This is a genomic window from Streptomyces sp. NPDC102402, assembly GCF_044765765.1.
Taxonomy (GTDB): Bacteria; Actinomycetota; Actinomycetes; order Streptomycetales; family Streptomycetaceae; genus Streptomyces.
Window position 1 is genome coordinate 1 of record NZ_JBIWKR010000024.1, and the last position, 19,285, is coordinate 19,285.

Sequence of the window (19,285 nt, forward strand, 5' to 3'; positions counted from 1 at the left end):
GGCGCTTCCCTTCTGTTCTTGCGTTTCCGACTCTATCAGACTCTTTCGTGTCCGATTCCCGGTCGAAGCGGGTTTCGCTTTCCAGTTCTTCGCTTCCGCGCTTCCCTTTCCGGCGAGTCCGACTCTATCAGATCCTTTCGGGCCTGATTCCCAGTCAGTGGGGCTTGTCTTCCCGGCCCTTGGGCCGTTCCGACGCTCAAACTCTAGCGGATTTTCCCGGCGGCTCATAATCGAGCCTTCGAATTGAATTCCGGCATGCCGAAATTCTCCCCGGCGGGAGATCGTGCTCAGTTTGGTTGCCGCATTCGCGGCGGGATCGGCTGCCGCCGGACCGTGGTGGCTCCGGGACAACTCGAAGAACCTTACGGATGCGCGGGAGGCGTGTCAACCCCTCCCCGCGCGCCCACGTCCGGTCCGTCAGTCCAGGTCCGTGAGCCGGCCGCCGGCGTCCGGCTGCTCGTGCTCCACGCGGCGCAGGAGCCGGATGAGGATCTCGCCCAGCGCTCCCCGCTCGTCCCCCGAGAGGTCCTGGAGAAGGTCCTCCTCGAAGGTGCTGGCCATCCGCATCGCCTCGAGCCACTTCGTGCGACCCTCGTCCGTCAGCTCGACGATGACGCGCACCCGGTTGTTCTCGTCCCGGTCCCTGGTTACCAGGCCCTCGCCCGCCATGCGGTCGATGCGGTGGGTCATCGCCGCGGGAGTGAGCCCGAGGCGCTTCGCGAGCTCGCCCGGGCCCAGCCGGTACGGGGTGCCGGCCAGGACCAGGGTCTTGAGGACCTCCCATTCGGCGTTGCTGATGCCCAGGGCCGCGACCTGTCTGCCGTAGGCGACGTTCATCCGGCGGTTCAGCCGCCCCAGCGCGGAGACGACCTGCTCGACCTGGGGGTCGAGGTCCCGGAACTCGCGCTGGTAAGCCGCGATCTGCTCGTCGAGGCTCGGCTCCTGGAGCTCGGGCTGCTCGGTGGTGTCAGACATGGCGGGCAGTATCGCACGCTCTCCATCACCTTCGAAGTCCTTCAGTATGAAGACTTCAGCTTCTAACTTTAGTGCTAAAGTCTCTGGGTCGGTTGTCTTCGAAGTTCTTCATGTCTTGAGGTAGGTGAGTGTGACCAGGGAGATGGGCGCAGCGCTGCGGCGGATCCAGCTGGGGAGTGCGCTGAGCGCGTTCGGCCTCGGATTCACCGTCCCGTATCTGTACGTCTACGTGGCGCAGGTGCGGGATCTCGGTGCCGGTACGGCAGGTGTCGTGCTGGCTGTCTTCGCCATGGCGGCGCTGGCCGTGCTGCCGTTCACCGGCCGGGCCATCGACCGGCGCGGGCCCCTGCCGGTGCTGATCGTGGCCGCGGCCACGGCGGCCGTGGGCGCCTGCGCCCTGGGTGTGTCCGGCGGCGTCACGTCCACCGTGCTGTCCGCCGCGGTCCTAGGCGCGGGCACCGCCGTCATGCAGCCGGCGCTCGCGACGATGCTGGTGTGGTGCTCCAGTGCGGCGACACGCACCCGCGCCTTCGCCATGCAGTTCTTCCTGCAGAACCTCGGTCTCGGCATCGGTGGTCTGGTCGGCGGGCAGCTGGTGGACGTCGGCCGTCCGTCGAGCTTCACCCTGCTGTTCCTCATCGAGGCGGCGATGTTCCTGGTGCTCGGCGTGGTCGCGGCCACGGTGCGCATGCCCCGGGCCGCTTCCCTCGCGGAGGCGGTGCCCGCCGACGGCTCGGAGTCCAAGGCCGGTCTGCGGGTGCTGCTCTCGCACCGGGCCATGGTGCAGCTGTGCGTGCTGGGGTTCGTGATCTTCTTCGCCTGCTACGGCCAGTTCGAGTCGGGTCTCGCCGCCTACGGCACGGAGGCCGCGGGGATCGACCCCTCGACCCTGGGTATCGCGCTCGCCGCCAACACGGCCGTCATCGTCGTGGCGCAGTTCGTCGTGCTCCGGCTCGTGGAGCGCCGACGGCGCAGCCGGGTCATCGCCTGGGTCGGCCTGATCTGGGCCTTCGCCTGGATCGTGGCGGGCTACGCGGGTCTCGGGCACGGCAGCCAGACCATGGCAACGGCCGCGATGATCTCGACGTACGCCCTGTTCGGACTCGGCGAGGCGATGCTGTCGCCGACGGTGGCACCGCTCGTCGCCGATCTGGCCCCGGAGGCCATGGTCGGTCAGTACAACTCCGCGTTCGCCCTGGTGAAGCAACTGGCCCTGGCCGTCGGTCCTGCCGTCGGGGGGCCCATGGGCGCGGCGCTGCCCGGTCCGTACATCGTGACCTTCGTGCTCTTCTCGCTCGGCATCACCGTGCTGGCGCTCAAGCTGGGCCGCCGGCTCACTCCGGTGCAGGACAAGCCGTCCCTGGCGACGGTTCCGTCCCGGGTGGTCGCCGTGTCGCTGCCGGAGAGCGGCTCGGTCGCCTCCCCCACCGGCGTGCGCTGAGGCGGGCTCAGCCGGGAAGCGCGAATTCGCACCACACCGACTTGCCGCCGCCGGGAGTGCGTCGGCTGCCCCAGGACGAGGCGATGGTCGCGACGATGGAGATGCCGCGTCCCGCCTCGTCGGCGGGCTCGGCGCGGCGGCGGCGCGGCAGGTGGTCGTCCCCGTCCGTGACCTCGATGATCAGCCGGCGGTCGGTCCGGCGCAGGCCGAGGCGCATGGGCGGGGTGCCGTGCTGGAGGGAGTTCGCCACCAACTCGCTCGCGGCGAGGACGCCCAGGTCGCAGAGCTCCATGGGAAAGCGCCAGGACGCCAGGACACCCGTGGCGAAGGCGCGGGCCCTGGGTGCCGCCTCGACGCCGCCGAGCAGGTCGAGCGAGGCGTTGTGGAAGAGCTCCGCGCTCGGTCCCGTACGCGCGGGGTGCTGGACCACGAGGACCGCGACGTCGTCGTCGTGCTCCGCGGTGACTCCCAGGGAGCGGATGAGCCGGTCGCAGACCACCTGGGGCGATCCCTTGGCGCCGGAGAGGGCCCGCCCCAGGGAGGCGATGCCTTCGTCGATGTCCTCGCTGCGCCGCTCGACCAGGCCGTCCGTGTAGAGCACGGCCGTGGAGCCGGGAGGCAGGGCGATCGTCCCGGACGTGTGGACCCAGCCGCCCGTCCCGAGCGGCGGTCCGGTCGGGTCCTCCGCACGGTGCACCGTGCCGTCCTCGTCGCACACCAGGATCGGGAGGTGGCCGGCGGAGGCGTAGACGAGGTGACCCTCGTTGGGGTCGTGCACGGCGTAGACGCAGGTGGCGATCTGGCTGGCGTCGATCTCGGCGGCGAGCACGTCGAGGAGCTGGAGCACCTCGTGCGGCGGGAGGTCGAGGCGGGCGTAGGCGCGGACCGCGGTGCGCAGCTGGCCCATGACGGCGGCGGCGCGCACGCCGCGTCCCATCACGTCGCCGATGACGAGCGCGGTGCGCCCGGCGCCCAGGGTGATCACGTCGTACCAGTCGCCGCCGACCGCCGCGTCCGTGCCGCCCGGCTGATAGGTGGCGGCGATCCGCAGGTCGTCCGGTTGTTCGAGGTCCTGCGGGAGCAGGGACCTCTGGAGGGTGACGGCGGTCTCGCGGTGGCGGCGTTCGCTGGCGCGGAGCCGCTCCGCCGCCTCGGCGTGGTCGGTGACGTCGGTGGCGTAGACGAGGACGCCCGCTTCACCTTCCGCGCCGTCCCGGCCGCCGACCGCCACCGGGGTGCACGTCACCGTGTAGGAGCTGCCGGCCCTGACCTTGCGGGACTTGACCGTACGGGGTGTGCCGCTGCGCAGGACCTGGTCCATGAGGGGCAGCAGGCTGAGCTCGTCGAGCTCGGGCATGGCTTCGGCCGCGGGGGTGCCGTGGGGGCGGTCACCGAACGCCGCGGTGTAGGCGGCGTTGACGTAGGTGATGCGGTGCTCCGGGCCGTGCAGCAGCGCGACGGGGGCGGGAAGCCGGCCGAGGAGCTCGCGGGCCGGGAGGGCCTCCAGGGAGGATCCGGCCGGGGCTGCGGCGTCCGTCGACCCGCCCGGCGGCGTCACCTCGGTCATCGGCCGTGCGGACTCCGCTCGGGCGGCGGGTACGGAACTGTGGTCGTCCCGCGCGGCGGCTCGACGCTGCGTTCCGGGAAGGCGGGCGCTCCAGCGCGTGAAGTTCACGGAATTTCTGGCCTCGTGTGTCGGTCTGGTCCGCTCGGGCGAGCTTCTTCTGCTGGTGCTGCGACCGGTGCCCTGCCGGCTCGTGCCGGGTCGGGCGCCGGGGCCGGGCTTCCGGGAACGCGCAGCCGGGCCGCTTCATGCTGTTGGTCGTCGCTGCCGGTCACTTTAGGTGACTGCCTGCCGGGTAACTCTGTGCAGGTGTGAGCCCACCTATGGTCACACGCCCAGTGTGACCGACCGTACTGACAGTTGCGGTACGGCAGTCGGTCCGACCGCTGAACCGCAGCCGTCCCCGGGGGACGGCCATGCGGGGTGACCTGGTGCTCAGCCGGTCGTGCCCGGCGGCCTCTCGCCCTTCGGCGGTGTGTCTTCGGGAGGTCCGGGATGTGCGTGTCCGCGGGCGGCGAGAGCGAATTCGGCACGTGGGTGTTCGAGCGAGCCGAGGGAGACGATCTCTCGTTTGAAGAGTCCCGCCAGGGTCCACTCGGCAAGGACGCGCGCCTTCCGGTTGAACGTGGGCACGCGGCTCAGGTGGTAGACGCGGTGCATGAGCCAGGCGGGATATCCCTTGAGCTTGCGCCCGTAGACATGTGCGACGCCCTTGTGCAGGCCGAGCGAGGCGACGGATCCGGCGTAGGAGTGCCGGTAGTCCTCGGCCGGCCGGCCGGCGAGCGTGGCCAGGACGTTGTCCGCGAGGACCTTGGCCTGTCGGACCGCGTGCTGGGCGTTGGGCGCGGTCTCCGCGCCCGGCTCGGACGAGGTGAGGTCCGGGACGGCCGCCGCGTCACCGGCCGCCCAGGCATGCGGGGCGCCGTCGACGGAGAGGGTGGTGGTGCACCTGATCCGGCCGCGCTCCGTGAGGGGGAGGTCGGTGGCGGCGAGGATCGGCGCGGGCTTCACGCCCGCGGTCCACACCAGGGTGCGGGTCGGGAAGCGCGAGCCGTCGCTGAGTACAGCGACCCGTCCCTCGCAGCTGTCCAGCCGGGTGTCGAGGCGCACGTCGATGTTGCGGCCCCGCAGTTCCCTCACCGCGTACTTCCCCATCGCCTCGCCGACCTCCGGCAGGATGCGCCCGGTCGCTTCGACCAGGATCCACCGCAGGTCCGCGGGCTTGATGTTGTGGTAGTACCGCGAGGTGTAGCGGGCCATGTCCTCCAGCTCCGCGAGGGCCTCCACGCCCGCGTATCCGCCGCCGACGAAGACGAACGTGAGCGCCGCGTCGCGGATGTCCGGGTCCCTCGTGGCGGAGGCGATGTCCATCTGCTCGATCACGTGGTTGCGGAGGCCGATCGCCTCCTCGACGGTCTTGAAGCCGATGCCGAAGTCGGCCAGTCCGGGGACCGGCAGGGTGCGCGACACGGATCCGGGAGCGAGGACCAGTTCGTCGTACGGGATCTCGACGGCACCGGTGCCGTCCTCGCCGGTCGCGAGCGTCGAGACCGTGGCGGTGCGCTTGGCGTGGTCGACGCGCTCCGCCTCGCCGATGACGATCGTGCAGTGCTTCAGGACCCGGCGCAGCGGCACGACGACGTGCCGGGGCGAGATCGAACCGGCCGCGGCCTCGGGGAGGAACGGCTGATAGGTCATGTAGGGCTCGGGCGTGACCACCACGATCTCGGCCTCGCCGCTCTTCAGTCTCTGGCGCAGCTTCCGCTGGAGACGCAGCGCGGTGTACATCCCCACGTAGCCGCCGCCGACGACGAGAACGCGCACACATGGCCGGCTGTCGGGGGGCGTCCCCCGGGTATCTGGTGCCATCACCTTCCCATGACGCAACGGAGTCCGGTGTTTGTCCACAGGCCCGGCAAATTGTGTGACCGGAGCTCTTCGATCATCCGGCGGGCCGCGGCCACCGCGCGATCGCGGAGCCGCGCAGGTCAGGTGTGGCGGGGGGCGGGGCACGCAGGGGTCGAATCGGGGGCCAACCGGTCCTTGCTCCGATCGGGGGGCGCTCCGTGCGGAACTACCCCCTTCTGAATTGACCCGGGCTCAACTATGTTCGTACCCCGTCGGGGTGTCGGAATCGTACGAAGGTCCACACGCCGGCGGACACGGCGGGGAAGTCTCCGGGGGGAGACGTCATAACCGGGGGAAAGTTATGCACATTCAGGATCTGCATGGGCCGAGCGTTGTCGCCTCCTCTGCCGAGGGCCACGGGCGGCTGAGCCCCGTGGGCTCGGTCGGGACGGTCGCGGCATCCGGAGCCACGGGGGGCACGGCCCGCTCGGCGCCGCTCCGCGTGGACGCACAGCGCAACCTCGAACACGTCCTGCGTGCGGCGCGCGAGGTGTTCGGTGAGCTGGGCTACGGAGCGCCGATGGAGGACGTGGCGCGCCGCGCCCGGGTGGGCGTCGGTACGGTCTACCGGCGTTTCCCGAGCAAGGACGTACTGGTGCGCCGGATAGCCGAGGAGGAGACGGCGCGGCTGACCGATCAGGCCCGTTCCGCCCTCGGGCAGGAGGACGAGCCGTGGTCGGCGCTCTCCCGCTTCCTCCGGACCTCGGTGGCATCGGGCGCGGGACGGCTGCTGCCGCCGCAGGTGCTGCGGGTCGGGGCGGAGACGGACGAGCAGGCCGCGGGGACGGGCTCCGGCCCGGCCGAGGGCGACACCCGCGTGCCGCACCAGCGGCAGGGCGTGGAGGCGTCCGGTCTCCTCGCGGCCGGCCACCGCCCCGCCTCCGAGGAGGGTCTCGGCGACGATCCGGGGGCGGCCGAGCTGCTCGAGGTCGTGGGCAGGCTGGTGCACCGGGCCCGCGAGTCGGGTGAGCTCCGGGGCGATGTGACGGTGGCCGACGTGCTGCTGGTCATCGCCACCGCGGCACCGGCTCTGCCGGATCCCGCGCATCAGGCCGCCGCTTCGGCCCGGCTGCTGGACATCCTTCTGGAGGGTCTGCGCTCCCGTCCTCTGTAGCCGCGCCCCGCGGTCCCGCCGGTCGGCGGGACCGCTCCCGCCGGCCTGACTCCGGTGCCGCTGGAGGGGTGTTGCTCCTTCCCGGCAAGGGCGATGTCACGCCCCCTCGGCAGGGGAAGACACCCCGGACGAGTGGTTGCCGCCGATCGGGGTTCGCCGCGGCGTGGCTCTGTGGCAACCTGGCCCCGTTATTCGGGTCCGAGGGTGCATACGGGGGCTTCCGCGATGAGCGGTGACGCGCAGCAGGAAGGACCGGCCGACGGTACCGCTGCCGCGGCCGAGGGCGGCAGGAGCACGGAGCCGGGCGGCCCCTCAGCCTCTCGGATGCCCGCTCAGGCGCCGCCCCCGGGACGGGCGCCGTCGGGGCGGGAGTCTTCGGGGCGGGGGTCTTCGGGGCGGGGGTCTTCGGGCGGCTCGGGCCCGGACCGTGCCGACGAGTCCGCCGGGGGTGGCACCGTACTGCCCGGTCCGTGGTCGGCGCCCGCCGACGAGGCGGCCCGGTCTGGTCCCGGCCCGGAGGCCGACTCCGCGTACGCCGTCCCCCTGCAGCGCGAGGGACGCGCGGGATCCTCCGATCTCGGGCCGTCCGACGCCCAGTTGATCCAGGGCATGCGCGCGGGCGACGACCAGGCGTACGAGGAGCTGTTCCGGCGCCACTCGGGAGCGGTGCGCCGCTACGCCGGTACCTGCTGCCGGGACGCCCACACCGCCGACGACCTGACGGCCGAGGTGTTCGCACGGACGCTGCAGGCGGTGCGGGGCGGGAAGGGGCCGGAGGAAGCCGTCCGGGCCTACCTGATGACGGCCGTCCGGCATGCCGCCGCCGCCTGGACCAGGAGCGCGAAGCGCGAGCATCTGGTCGAGGACTTCGCGGTGTTCGCGGCCCAGGCCACTCACTCGTCGGAACTGTCGGAGGCCGACACCCTCGGTCTCGGCGCCGATGTGCTGGCCATGCACGAGGCGGACCGCTCGATGGCCATGCAGGCGTTCCGCAGCCTGCCGGAGCGCTGGCAGGCCGTCCTGTGGCACACCACCGTGGAGGAGGAGTCGCCGAGCGAGGTCGCCCCGCTGTTCGGGCTCACCGCCAACGCCACGGCGGTCCTGGCGGTCCGGGCTCGCGAAGGGCTCAAGCAGGCCTATCTGCAGGCCCATGTGAGCCAGTCGCTGACGTCCGGCGGGGACTGCGCGCAGTACGCCGACCGGCTCGGCGCACACGCCCGGGGCGGCCTGCGGACCCGCGCCGAACGAGGACTGCGCAAGCATCTGGACGAGTGCGCGAGGTGCCGGATCGCCGCGGGTGAGCTGGACCGGGTGAACGCCGGCATCCCGGCGCTGCTCCCGGTCGCCGTCATCGGCTGGTTCGCCGCGGGCTACTCACTCAAGGCGGCCGGCATCGTGGCCGGCGGCGCGGCGGGGGCGGCCGGTGCCGGAGCCGCCGCCGCGGCCACGGGAGGCGCGTCCTCCGGGGGCGGAACGGCGGGCGGGGCCGCGGCGGAGGGGCTCGGCGCTCCGCTGAAGGCCGGCATCGCCGCCGCGGTGGCCGTGGCGGCCGCCGCGGGGCTGGTGTGGGCACTGGTCGGTGACGACCGGCCGGCGCCGGAGCCGAAGCCGGTCGCCAAGCCGCCTGCCGCGGCGCCCGCCACCCCCACGCCCGCTCCCCCGCAGGCCCCGGAGCCGGAGCCGGCCCCGCAGCCGCCCGGCCCTCCCGCCTCCCCCGCGCCCGAGGCACCGCCCGCCCCCGATCCGACGCCCGCCGCGACGCCGCCGCCCGCACCGGCACCGCCCGCACCGGACCCGGCACCCGAACCCACCCTGCCGGAGCCCGCACCGACGCCGACGCCCTCACCGGAGCCGCCGCCCCCACCCGCGCCGGAGGTCTACCAGGTGAACGAACTCGGGTACTCCGTGGCCGGTGACCACACCGGGCCCGAGATCCACCTCGGCGGGAGCAGGGGCGTGTTCTGGCAGCGCGGCGGCCTGTCGATCGCCTCCACGACGTACGCCCACGGCGTGACCGCCCCCTCACGCTCGTCGGTCGCCGTCCTGCTCAACCGGCCGTGCACCCGGTACGAGGCGATGGCGGGCGTCGACGACCTGACCCTGGGACTCGGCGCCGTGCGCTTCTCCGTGTACGACGGCGACGGGGCGCGGCTGTGGCGGTCGGACGTGGTGCGGGGCGGCGAGCCGGCGGTCCCGGTGAGCGTCCCGATCGCGGGCAGCCGGTCGATCCGGCTCGTCGTGGAACCCTCGGGGCCGCTCGGCGGGGTCGCGCTCGCCGACTGGGCGGATTCGCGGATCAGCTGCTCCTGAGCTCCCCGGCCACCGCCGTGAACAGGCTTACGGTCTCCTCCGGGGTCAGGTCACGCCCCTGGGCGCGCTCCTCGTCGTACCGCCGGGATTCCTCGTACCGCCGGGAGTCCTCGTACCGCCGGGAGTCCTCGTACCGCCAGGAGCCCTCGTACCGCCAGGAGCCCTCGTACCGCCGGGGAGCCCGGCTCCGCGCACGGGCGTGCCCGCGCCGCGGCACGTCGGTCTCCCCGACCGCCGGGCGGAGTCCGTTCAGCAGCCGTCGCGCGCACGTCCCGAGAACGCGGGGTGACGTCGTGAACAGGCCGAGCTCCACGAGGATGGTGCCGGCGAGCCACGCCGGACGCGCGGGGAGGACCCGGCGAGGTGTCCCGCGCGGGACCGTCGGAGCGCCGCGACCGGCTACGGCTGCAGTGTCCGTCGGGCGGGGGCCACACCACCCGCGACCGCCCGTTGCCTCGGTGCCGCCGTGCCGGTCCAGCAGGTGCCCCGGCGGGTGACCAGGCGCCGGAGCCAGAGTTCGGTGGACGCCAGCTCGGCCAGGCCGTCCAGGGGCAGGGGCTCGCCCTCGGACGCCGCACGCAGCGCCTTGCGTACGACGCGTGCCTCGACCAGGCCCGCGTCGGCGAGCAGCGGGGCGTCGAAGAGGGCCATGAGTTCCGGGAGGGCGGTCCGCAGGCCGATGCGCCCAGCAGCGGTCGAGGTGGCCTGCGACGGGGTGCCCCAGCCGGGCGGCAGGTCGTGGATGCCGGCACCCGAGAGGACCCGGCGCAGGATCGCGGCCCGGGCCCCCGGCTGTACCCGCAGCGACTCCGGGAGGGCGCGGGCGGCCCGTACGACCTGGTTGTCGAGGAAGGGGGCGTGCAGCCGCTGGCTGCGGATCTCCGCCGCCTGTTCCAGGATCCGCTGGTCGGCCGCGTGCCGGGCCAGTGCCGCGCGGGCGCGGGCCTCCCCCGGGCGCTGGACCGACGCGGGCCGGACCGCCGCCTCCTGGAGGCGGACCGATACTTCCGCGAGTGCCTCCCCGGTGAGCCAGCGCGCGGCCGGACCGGGCCGGGACCAGGCGAGGGAGGCGAGCGACGCGTCGGCCGGGGTGTCGAGGCCGGGGACGTCCCGGTTGGCCTCGGGCAGCAGGGACGCCGCCGTCTCCAGACCGGTGCGGTACGACGTACGGGCCAGCCGGCGGGCGGCGCGGTAGACGGCCAGCGGGACGAACAGCGAGTGTGTGGAGGGCCCTTCGGCCCTGGCGAGCGCGGCGACGGGTCTCAGGAGGTGGCGCCGGCGCCGGTCCATGAGGAGGTCGGCGAGGCGGGCGGGGTGCGCGTCCAGGACCTGGCGGGCGCCGTGGCCGACGAAGTGGTCGGCGCTGCCCGCGGCGAGCCGGCGGCGGTGGCGTTCGCCGACGACGAGGGAGGGCGCGGGCTCGTCGGTGAGCGGGCCGCTCTCCAACGACGCGTAGGGCAGGGCCTCCTCGCCCGCCGCGACGACGACGTGGTGCAGGCGGGGGTTGGCCGCGATGGCCCGGGCGCGTTCCAGCTCGTCCTCACGGCCCTGGGCGGACAGGTCGTTGAACGTGACGGCCAGGAGGCGCTCGCCCGCCCCCGTGCCGTGCCCCAGCACGGTGCCCGGCAGGCCGGGCAGCCCCGCGGCCAGCAGGGCGAGGGTCGCGGAGGCGCTGCCGCCGGAGAGGTCGGAGCCGATGCCGGGGACGGGCGCGCCCCGGGCCGCGCGGCGTTCGGCGGGACCCATGCCGGGAACGGGGCCGGGGTCGGGCGGCTGGGTCTCCGGGGCGTGGCGGGGTGCCGTGAGACGTGCGCGTACCGCCTCGACCAGGGCGTCCCGCACCCCTTCGACCGCGCTCACCGGGTCGGTCTGGGGGGCCGCCACGGCGAGCGAGGCCACCGCCTCGTACCCGGTGATCTCGCGCGAGCCCTCCCGGAGGATCAGCGCGTGCCCCGGCGGGACCCGCCTCACCCCCTCGTACGGCGTGCCGTCGCCCAGGGCCTCCGGCGTCTCGGGGCAGGCCAGCAGGGCGGCGAGGTGGCCGATGTCCAGCTGCGCCTCGACGAGGTCGGCGAGCGGCAGGGCGGCGGTGGCGTACGCGGTGCCGTTGGCCCAGGGCGTGGGCGTGTGGAAGACGGGGCGGGCTCCGGCGAGGTCGCCGGCGACGGTGGTGCGGCGGCCGATCTGCACGACGGCCGTGTAGCTGCCAGGCCAGGCGGTGAGGTGGCGCAGCGCCCCGCCACGGGCGGCGAGCAGCCCGACGCGGAGCTGTTCGTCGGTGGCACCGCAGCAGCCGAGGACCGCGAGGCGGGTGGTGGGGGCTCCCTCGGGGGTCGCGACCGTGATGACGCGGATCTCGTCGGGGCGCCAGTCGCCCACGGCCCAGAGCGGATCCGGGTCACCCCACAGGGGCTGGGAGCCGACCGGCTGGACGGTGCGCCCCTCCCCGTGGTGGCCGACCGCGCCCACGGTGCCGAAGCTCGCGGCGAGACTGCTCCACCCCACCAACCAACGCATCGCCGCCTCCACAGGCTGTGGACGAACCGGCGTACCAGGACACGGGAACGCCGTTGCGGGACATGCTGCCACGACAACGGCGCCCCGGAGGGGGTACGGGCGGCGCACACCGGAAGTGCATGCGCCCCTGGCAAGAGCCTGGCCACGGCGCCGCTGGTTCCCCCGCAACGGAATTGGATCTTCCGGGAGTTGCGCCGGGAGGCCAGGAGGCGGCCCCTGCCCCGGGCCCGCCGGGGACGGACGCGATCCGGCCATGACCCGACGGCCTCGCGGCGCCCGGCCCGACCGGCACTATTCGGCCATTCTCCGCTCGCGACGGAACCGCGCGTTTCGCCCCCGATCGCCCACCGGAGGGGCATGCGCGCAGGGGGCGCGGACCTGCGGTCGGCCGGGCCCGCGGGCGCCGACCGGACCACCCCGGAGCACCCCGCGAGGTGCGACGACGTGGGGGCCGGCGCATCCCCCCGGTGCGCCGGCCCTCACGTTCGTCTCCCCCGGACCCCGCCCGTGCGGCGCACAGTCCGGGAGGTGTTCTTCACCTCCCGGACCGGTTCGCCGCCCGCGGGGATTGGGGCGGCGGTCTCCCCCAGCCCGCAGAGTCCAGTTCGGCGGGCCGACCCACGCAGGACCCATCGAAGCGCTTGCGCACCGGCCGGACCAGAGCGCACGGCCGGGCGCACGGCCACACGTCAGGAGCACGGCCGTCCGGGCCCGGCGACGCACGGACAACATTCCCGCCATACGGAGGTCTGCCCCTTAACGGTGGGGATGCGGCGAACTACGCTGGGTTTACCGATGTTCTCAGCAGGGCGGCATATTCCACGGGGCCTGGCCAAATGCGTGTGCGGCCGGAGTGCCCGGGACCGTAGCTGGGGAGAACACGGTACGAATGCCGCGCGCCCGACGGTGACGCGGCAGCCGTCTGTGTGTCGAGGGGTGGCTATGTCCAGAGAGCAACGCGGGCCGAACGAGAAGCTCGGCACGGTTCTCGCCCTCGCGGGAATCAGCAACGCCGGGCTCGCGCGACGGGTCAACGACCTCGGCGCACAGAGGGGTCTGACCCTTCGTTACGACAAGACGTCGGTGGCCAGGTGGGTCGCCAAGGGCATGGTGCCGCAGGGCGCCGCGCCCCATCTCATCGCGGCGGCGATAGGGGCCAAACTCGGCCGTCCCGTCCCGCTGCACGAGATCGGGCTCGCCGACGCCGATCCGGCGCCGGAGGTCGGTCTCGCCTTCCCCCGTGACATCGGGGAGGCCGTGCGGTCGGCGACGGATCTGTACCGGCTGGATCTCGCGGGCCGCCGTGGCGGCGGTGGGATCTGGCAGTCCCTGGCGGGATCCTTCGCGGTGAGCGCCTATGCGACCCCCGCGTCCCGCTGGCTCATAACCCCCGCCGATCCGTCGGTCGCGCGGGACCCGGCCGCCGCCCAGGCCGCGATCCTCGGCCCCGAGGGCGCACCCGGGGCGCGGGGCGGAGTGCCCGTCCAGCCGGGTCCGGACACCGCGGGCGCCGTCACCGGCGGTGGCGCCGCCCCCGCCGACGGGCTGCTCCTGCGCGTCGGCCACAGCGATGTGACCAAGCTCCGCGAGGCCGCGCAGGACGCTCGGCGGTGGGACTCCAAGTACGGCGGCGGCGACTGGCGTTCGTCCATGGTCCCGGAGTGCTTACGGGTGGACGCCGCCCCGCTCCTCCTGGGTTCGTACAGCGACGAGGTCGGACGGGCGCTCTTCGGCGCCTCCGCCGAGCTGACGCGGCTCGCCGGGTGGATGGCCTTCGACACCGGCCAGCAGGAAGCCGCCCAGCGCTACTACATCCAGGCGCTGCGCCTGGCCCGTGCCGCCGCCGACGTACCGCTGGGCGGATACGTCCTGGCGTCGATGTCCCTGCAGGCGACGTACCGGGGCTTCGCCGACGAGGGGGTGGACCTCGCGCAGGCGGCGGTCGAACGCAATCGCGGGCTCGCCACCGCGCGGACCATGAGCTTCTTCCGGCTGGTCGAGGCGCGCGCCCACGCGAAGGCCGGCGACGCACCCGCCGCCGGCGCCGCGCTCCGTGCCGCCGAGAGCTGGCTGGAGCGCTCCCGGACGGGTGACTCGGACCCGGCCTGGCTCGGGTTCTACTCGTACGACCGGTTCGCGGCCGACGCCGCCGAGTGCTACCGGGACCTCAAGGCTCCCCGCCAGGTGCGGCGCTTCACCGAGCAGGCCCTGTCGAAGCCCACCGACGAGTTCGTCCGCTCCCACGGACTGCGGCTCGTCGTGTCCGCGGTGGCGGAGCTGGAATCGGGCAACCTCGACGCGGCCTGCGCGGCCGGGACGCGTGCGGTGGAGGTCGCGGGACGCATCTCCTCGGCACGCACCACCGAGTACGTGCGCGACCTGCTGCACCGCCTGGAGCCTTACGGGGACGAGCCCCGCGTGGCCGAGCTCCGCGAACGGGCCCGCCCGCTGCTCGTCGCCCCCGTCTAGGTCATCGGACGAGGGGCCGCGGAACGCCCCGGTATGGCCCGTTCCGGGGGCAGAACGTCCCGCCACGCACGCGCCACCCCTGGTTTGAGCCCGTTGTCAGTGGGTCAGTGCACTATCGGGGTGGGAGGTGGCGTGATGATGACGCACGCGGCGTACGACTGCGATGTGCTGGTGATCGGTGGCGGAATCGTCGGTCTGTCGACCGCGTACGCGCTCACGCGCACCGCACCCGGCACCCGGGTCACGGTGCTGGAGAAGGAGTGGGGACCGGCCCGCCACCAGACCGGGCGCAACAGCGGAGTGATCCACAGCGGCATCTACTACCCGCCGGGCTCGCTGAAGGCGCGCTACGCGGTGCGGGGCGCCGCCGAGCTGGTCGACTTCTGTACGGAGCACGGGATCGCCCACGCGGTGACGGGCAAGCTGATCGTGGCGACCGGCAGCGGTGAGCTGCCCCGGCTGCACGCCCTGGTACAGCGTGGCCGGGCGCACGGCCTGCCGGTCCGGGAGCTCGGCCCCGCCCAGATCGCGGAGTACGAGCCCCGGGTCCGCGGCCTCGCGGCGATCCGGGTCGGGACGACGGGCGTGTGCGACTTCGCGGCGGTCGCCGCCCGCTTCGCCGCCGAGGTGAGCACGGCGGGCGGCCGGATCCGCTACGGCGCGGAGGTCGTCGCCGTCGACCGGCGCCCCTGGGGTGTCGCGGTCCGCACGGCCGACGGCGAGGTCGTCCGGGCCCGTGTCCTGGTCAACTGCGCGGGGCTGCACAGCGACCGGGTGGCGCGGCTCGCGGGCGACGACCCGGGGGCGCGCATCGTGCCGTTCCGCGGGGAGTACTACGAGCTGGCCCGGCCGGACCTGGTGCGTGGTCTCGTCTATCCGGTGCCGGACCCCGCGTTCCCCTTCCTCGGCGTCCATCTGACCCGGGGAGTCGACGGCACGGTCCACGTCGGGCCGAACGCGGTGCCGGCACTGGCCCGCGAGGGATACGGCCGCACGGACGTCCACCCGCGGGAGCTGGCCGCCACCCTGGCCTGGCCCGGCTCCTGGCGTATCGCCCGGAGGCACTGGCGGTACGGGGCGGGCGAGGTGCACAGGTCCCTGTCGAAGCGCGCGTTCACCCGGGCCGTCCAGCGGCTCCTGCCGGAGGTGACGGAGGCGGATCTGCGGCCGTCACCGGCCGGGGTCAGGGCCCAGGCGGTCCTGCGGGACGGCACGCTGGTGGACGACTTCCTGATCAGGGACGCCCCGCACACCGTCCATGTACTGAACGCCCCGTCGCCCGCGGCGACCGCGTCGCTGCCCATCGGGAGGGAGGTGGCACGCCGGGCCCTGCTGCGGGCTCGCGCGACGGGATGGACACCGCCCGCCGTAGAATCGGGTCATTGTGTCTGAGCCTGTGAACCCCACCCCAGAGACGCCCGGCCCCACCCCGGAGACCGCGTCCGGCCCCACCCCGGAGACCGCGTCCCGCCCCACCCCGGAGACGGACGCCGTCACCCCGGATACCGCGTCCGGCGCCGTACCGGAGACGGACGCCGACGCGGCCGCGCGCCGCGCCGCGTCCTTCGAGCGCCAGCGCCGGCTGCGCCAGGAGCCCCGCTTCCCCGGTGGCCCGGCCGCCGACCCGGCGGGCTCGCACCACGAGCGCCGGATCCGCAGCTTCCAGCCCCGCCGCAGCCGGGTGACCGTCGGCCAGGAGGACGCCCTCCAGCGACTGTGGCCCAAGTGGGGCCTGGACATCGACGGGCTCGGTGTACTCGACCTCCCCACGCTCTTCGACGGCCTCCCGGTGGTCCTGGAGATCGGCTTCGGCATGGGCGAGGCCACGGCGCAGATGGCGGCGGACGACCCGGGCACGGGGATTCTCGCCGTCGACGTACACACCCCCGGCCAGGGCAACCTGCTGGGTCTCGCGGACCGCGCGGGGCTGTCCAACGTCCGCGTCGCCAACGGTGACGCGGTCATCCTGCTCCGCGAGATGCTGGAACCGGCCGCGCTGGACGGCCTCCGGGTGTACTTCCCCGACCCCTGGCCCAAGAAGCGGCACCACAAGCGGCGGCTGATCCAGCCGGACTTCCTGGATCTGGTGGCGCGGCGGCTGAAGCCCGGCGCCGTCGTCCACTGCGCGACGGACTGGGAGCCGTACGCCGAACAGATGCTGGACGTCCTGACGGAGCATCCCCTGTTCGAGAACACCCGGGAGGACGGCGGCTTCGCGCCGCGTCCCCCGTTCCGGCCGCTGACCCGCTTCGAGGGCCAGGGTCTGGACAAGGGCCACGTCGTGCACGACGTGCTGTTCACCCGTCGCTGATCAGCCACCGATACCTCGCCGGGGCACCGCGCCGTGGCGAGGTGTCAGTGACCCTCGTTAGGGTCGTCAGGTGTCCGAGGGGTCCGTGCAGCATCAGCAGCCGGCCGTCCCGGTTCTCGAGGAGCATCAGCTCGACGAGTTCCTGGGCGCCGTCCCGGAGCGAGGCCAGTGGCGTTACCGGCCCCGCCGCGTCGGCATGGTCTGGCGCAGCAAGGCGTTCCGCGTCGGCGCGGTGATCACCGTGCTCGCCCTCTGCGGCCTGGTGATCCTTGCCCTGGTCCGCCAGGAGACGGGCACCGAGGGATTCCTGGTGGGACTGGGGCTCGCCGTTCTGCCGGTGCCGCTGCTGATGGCCGCGTTCCGCTGGCTCGACCGGGTCGAGCCGGGCCCCTGGCGGAATCTGCTGTTCGCCTTCGCCTGGGGCGCGTGCGCCGCCGCGCTCGTGGCGATCATCGCCAACTCCTTCGCGACGCGGTGGATAGCGACGGCCACCGCGGATCCGGCGAGTGCCGACACCCTCGGGGCGACGGTGGTCGCCCCGGTGGTCGAGGAGAGCGCCAAGGCCGTCGCGGTCCTGCTGATCTTCCTCTTCCGCAGACGGCAGTTCGGCGGAATCGTCGACGGCATCGTGCTCGCCGGCTTCACCGCGACCGGGTTCGCCTTCACCGAGAACATCCTCTACCTGGGCAACGCCTTCGGCGAGGACCAGCAGCTCGGGACCACCGGCTTCGCCTCCGTGACGGTGGGCACGTTCTTCGTCCGCGTGGTGATGTCGCCCTTCGCGCACCCCCTGTTCACGGTGTTCTCCGGAATCGGCTTCGGCATCGCGGCGCTCGGCGGCGCGCGTCACCGGGTGCGCCGGGTCCTCCTGCCGCTGCTCGGGCTCACGATCGCCATCGGCATGCACGCCCTGTGGAACGGCTCGTCGTCCTTCGGACCGTACGGCTTCTACGCGGTGTACGGCGCCTTCATGGTGCCGTCCTTCGGTCTGGTGACGTGGCTGGCGGTCTGGGCGCGGCAGCGGGAGCTGCGCACGCTCTCCGTCGAGCTGCCGGTCTACGCCGCGGCGGGCTGGCTGACCCCCGCCGAGCCCCTCGCGCTGGCCTCGATGCGCGCGCGGGGCATGGCCCGCGACATGGCCAGGCACTGGAACAGCCACCCGGACCCCGCACGGGGACGGGCCGCTGCCCGGGCCGTCGCGGAGTACGAGTCCTTCGCGACCTCGCTCGCCATGCTGCGCCGCAAGGCCCGCCACGACGGCGCCGGAGCGGACTTCGCCCTGCGCGAGCAGGAGTTGCTGCACCACCTCTGGCACCGCCGGGAGATCGCGGGACCGGCCCTGACGTACGCGGCCCATGCGACGGGCCGGCTCCGGCGGGCCCACCGGCCTCCCGGTCCGCCCCCGTTCCCCCGCCAGGCCCCCTACGGTGGCGGGCCCCCGCAACACCTCCCCGCGCCGCACCGGCACTACGGCGGCCACAACCCGTACCTGGAGGACCGTTAGGGGCTTCCGCCCGGATCAGGACGGATCGTCCGCGGGGCCGCCGCCTCCGGTCCGGCGGACACGGGGCCGCCACCGGCCCGGCGGGCACGGGGCCGCCGCCACCGGCCCGGCGGGCAGCCCCGCCGGCGCGGCGGGGCTCCTACGCCGGCTCAGCGTGACGCCTCCGTCAGCTCGGCGAGCTGCGCCTCGGTCAGCCGGAGGCCGGCCACCGCCATCAGCGCGGGCAGCTGCTCGACCGTCCGGGCGGAGGCGATCGGTGCGGCCACGGTCGGGCGGGAGGCCAGCCAGGCCAGGGCGACCGTGGCGATCTCCGCGTCGTGCTCCTGGGCGATCCTGTCGAGCGCCGCGAGCACCCTGCGCCCGCGCTCGGTCTCCAGGTGCTTGCCCGCACCCTCGGCCCGCGCGCTGTCGACGGAGGCTCCGGGCCGGTACTTGCCGGTCAGGAAGCCCGAGGCGAGCGCGAAGTACGGGACGGCCGCGAGCCCGGCACCGGCCGCCGTGTCCTGGAGCGCGCCCTCATAGGTGTCGCGGGAGACGAGGTTGTAGTGCGGCTGCAGGGCCACGTAACGGGCGAGACCCTCGCGCTCGGAGAAGTCGAGGGACGCCCTGAGCCGCTCGGGGCTGATGTTAGAAGCCGCGATCTCCCGTACCGTACCGGCCTTCACCAGCTGGTCGAGGGCGGTGACGATCTCCTCGACGGGGACCGTCTCGTCGTCGAAGTGCGTGTAGTAGAGGTCGATGTGATCGGTGCCGAGCCTGCGCAGCGAGGCCTCGGCCGCCGCCTTGATCGTGGTGGGCGAGAGCCCCTTGTACGCCGGGTGGGCGCCGACCTTGGTGGCGATGACGACATCGTCGCGGCGGGAACGGGCCGCCAGCCACCTGCCGATGAGGGTCTCCGACTCACCGCCCTCGTTGCCCGGGATCCAGGCGGAGTAGGAGTCGGCGGTGTCGATGAAGTTGCCGCCGGCCGCCACGTACGCGTCGAGGACGGCGAAGGTCCGGTCCTCGTCGGCCGTCCAGCCGAAGACGTTGCCCCCGAGAGCGAGGGGGAAGACCTGGAGGCTCGAGGAACCGAGCGGGCGCAGAGAAGTCATATCGTGATCAACCAGTCGCCTGAGGCGGCTATTCCGTTTCGCGGGCCGCGCCCGCACGCCCGCGCCCCGGACACCCGC

13 protein-coding genes are annotated in these 19,285 nt (G+C 73.8%); 7 read left to right on the plus strand and 6 right to left on the minus strand.

Annotated features, from left to right (window positions below):
- Positions 1 to 417 precede the first annotated feature (417 nt).
- Positions 418 to 975 carry a MarR family winged helix-turn-helix transcriptional regulator gene (locus tag ACIRJR_RS35185; protein ID WP_103516345.1) on the minus strand — a complete coding sequence of 186 codons (558 nt, stop codon included), beginning with the start codon at positions 973 to 975 and terminating at the stop codon, positions 418 to 420.
- 142 nt (positions 976 to 1,117) lie between these two features.
- Between ACIRJR_RS35185 and ACIRJR_RS35190 the strand changes: the two genes are divergently transcribed.
- Positions 1,118 to 2,416, plus strand: a complete 1,299-nt coding sequence (locus tag ACIRJR_RS35190) for an MFS transporter (RefSeq protein ID WP_403788629.1) — start codon at positions 1,118 to 1,120, stop codon at positions 2,414 to 2,416.
- Between the two features lie 7 nt (positions 2,417 to 2,423).
- Here the strand turns inward: ACIRJR_RS35190 and ACIRJR_RS35195 are convergent, their stop codons facing one another.
- Complete coding sequence (locus ACIRJR_RS35195) at positions 2,424 to 4,091, minus strand: SpoIIE family protein phosphatase (protein ID WP_403788524.1); 1,668 nt, start codon at positions 4,089 to 4,091, stop codon at positions 2,424 to 2,426.
- A 324-nt stretch (positions 4,092 to 4,415) separates the two neighbouring features.
- Positions 4,416 to 5,849 (minus strand): NAD(P)/FAD-dependent oxidoreductase, encoded by a 1,434-nt coding sequence (locus ACIRJR_RS35200; RefSeq protein ID WP_403788526.1) that lies wholly within the window; start codon positions 5,847 to 5,849, stop codon positions 4,416 to 4,418.
- 340 nt (positions 5,850 to 6,189) lie between these two features.
- Here ACIRJR_RS35200 and ACIRJR_RS35205 point away from each other — a divergent pair, with 340 nt between their 5' ends.
- Positions 6,190 to 7,002: a TetR/AcrR family transcriptional regulator gene (locus ACIRJR_RS35205; protein WP_403788528.1), complete on the plus strand. Its 813-nt coding sequence runs from the start codon at positions 6,190 to 6,192 to the stop codon at positions 7,000 to 7,002.
- Positions 7,003 to 7,227: 225 nt separating this feature from the next.
- Complete coding sequence (locus ACIRJR_RS35210) at positions 7,228 to 9,312, plus strand: sigma-70 family RNA polymerase sigma factor (RefSeq protein ID WP_403788530.1); 2,085 nt, start codon at positions 7,228 to 7,230, stop codon at positions 9,310 to 9,312.
- Here the strand turns inward: ACIRJR_RS35210 and ACIRJR_RS35215 are convergent.
- Complete coding sequence (locus ACIRJR_RS35215; protein WP_403788532.1) at positions 9,299 to 9,625, minus strand: hypothetical protein; 327 nt, start codon at positions 9,623 to 9,625, stop codon at positions 9,299 to 9,301. The two genes, ACIRJR_RS35210 and ACIRJR_RS35215, sit on opposite strands and share 14 nt — an antisense overlap.
- An 86-nt stretch (positions 9,626 to 9,711) precedes the next feature.
- Positions 9,712 to 11,829 (minus strand): asparagine synthase-related protein, encoded by a 2,118-nt coding sequence (locus ACIRJR_RS35220; RefSeq protein ID WP_403788534.1) that lies wholly within the window; start codon positions 11,827 to 11,829, stop codon positions 9,712 to 9,714.
- 942 nt (positions 11,830 to 12,771) lie between these two features.
- Here ACIRJR_RS35220 and ACIRJR_RS35225 point away from each other — a divergent pair.
- The 4 genes from ACIRJR_RS35225 to ACIRJR_RS35240 all read left to right on the plus strand — a co-directional run bounded on the left by ACIRJR_RS35225 (position 12,772) and on the right by ACIRJR_RS35240 (position 18,113).
- On the plus strand, positions 12,772 to 14,298 hold the full coding sequence (locus ACIRJR_RS35225; RefSeq protein ID WP_403788536.1) for a sporulation protein: 1,527 nt from the start codon (positions 12,772 to 12,774) through the stop codon (positions 14,296 to 14,298).
- A 135-nt stretch (positions 14,299 to 14,433) separates the two neighbouring features.
- The gene (lhgO, locus tag ACIRJR_RS35230; RefSeq protein WP_403788538.1) at positions 14,434 to 15,690 is read left to right on the plus strand and encodes an L-2-hydroxyglutarate oxidase; all 1,257 of its coding nucleotides are present in this window, start codon (positions 14,434 to 14,436) and stop codon (positions 15,688 to 15,690) included.
- Entirely contained in the window at positions 15,680 to 16,609 is a 930-nt protein-coding gene (gene trmB / locus ACIRJR_RS35235) for a tRNA (guanosine(46)-N7)-methyltransferase TrmB (RefSeq protein ID WP_403788631.1), read from the plus strand. Before lhgO ends, trmB begins: the two co-directional genes overlap by 11 nt.
- 70 nt (positions 16,610 to 16,679) lie before the next feature.
- Positions 16,680 to 18,113 carry a PrsW family intramembrane metalloprotease gene (locus ACIRJR_RS35240; RefSeq protein ID WP_403788540.1) on the plus strand — a complete coding sequence of 478 codons (1,434 nt, stop codon included), beginning with the start codon at positions 16,680 to 16,682 and terminating at the stop codon, positions 18,111 to 18,113.
- Positions 18,114 to 18,262: 149 nt separating this feature from the next.
- Here ACIRJR_RS35240 and ACIRJR_RS35245 read toward each other — a convergent pair whose 3' ends face one another.
- Entirely contained in the window at positions 18,263 to 19,207 is a 945-nt protein-coding gene (locus ACIRJR_RS35245; RefSeq protein WP_403788542.1) for an aldo/keto reductase, read from the minus strand.
- Positions 19,208 to 19,285: the final 78 nt, after the last annotated feature.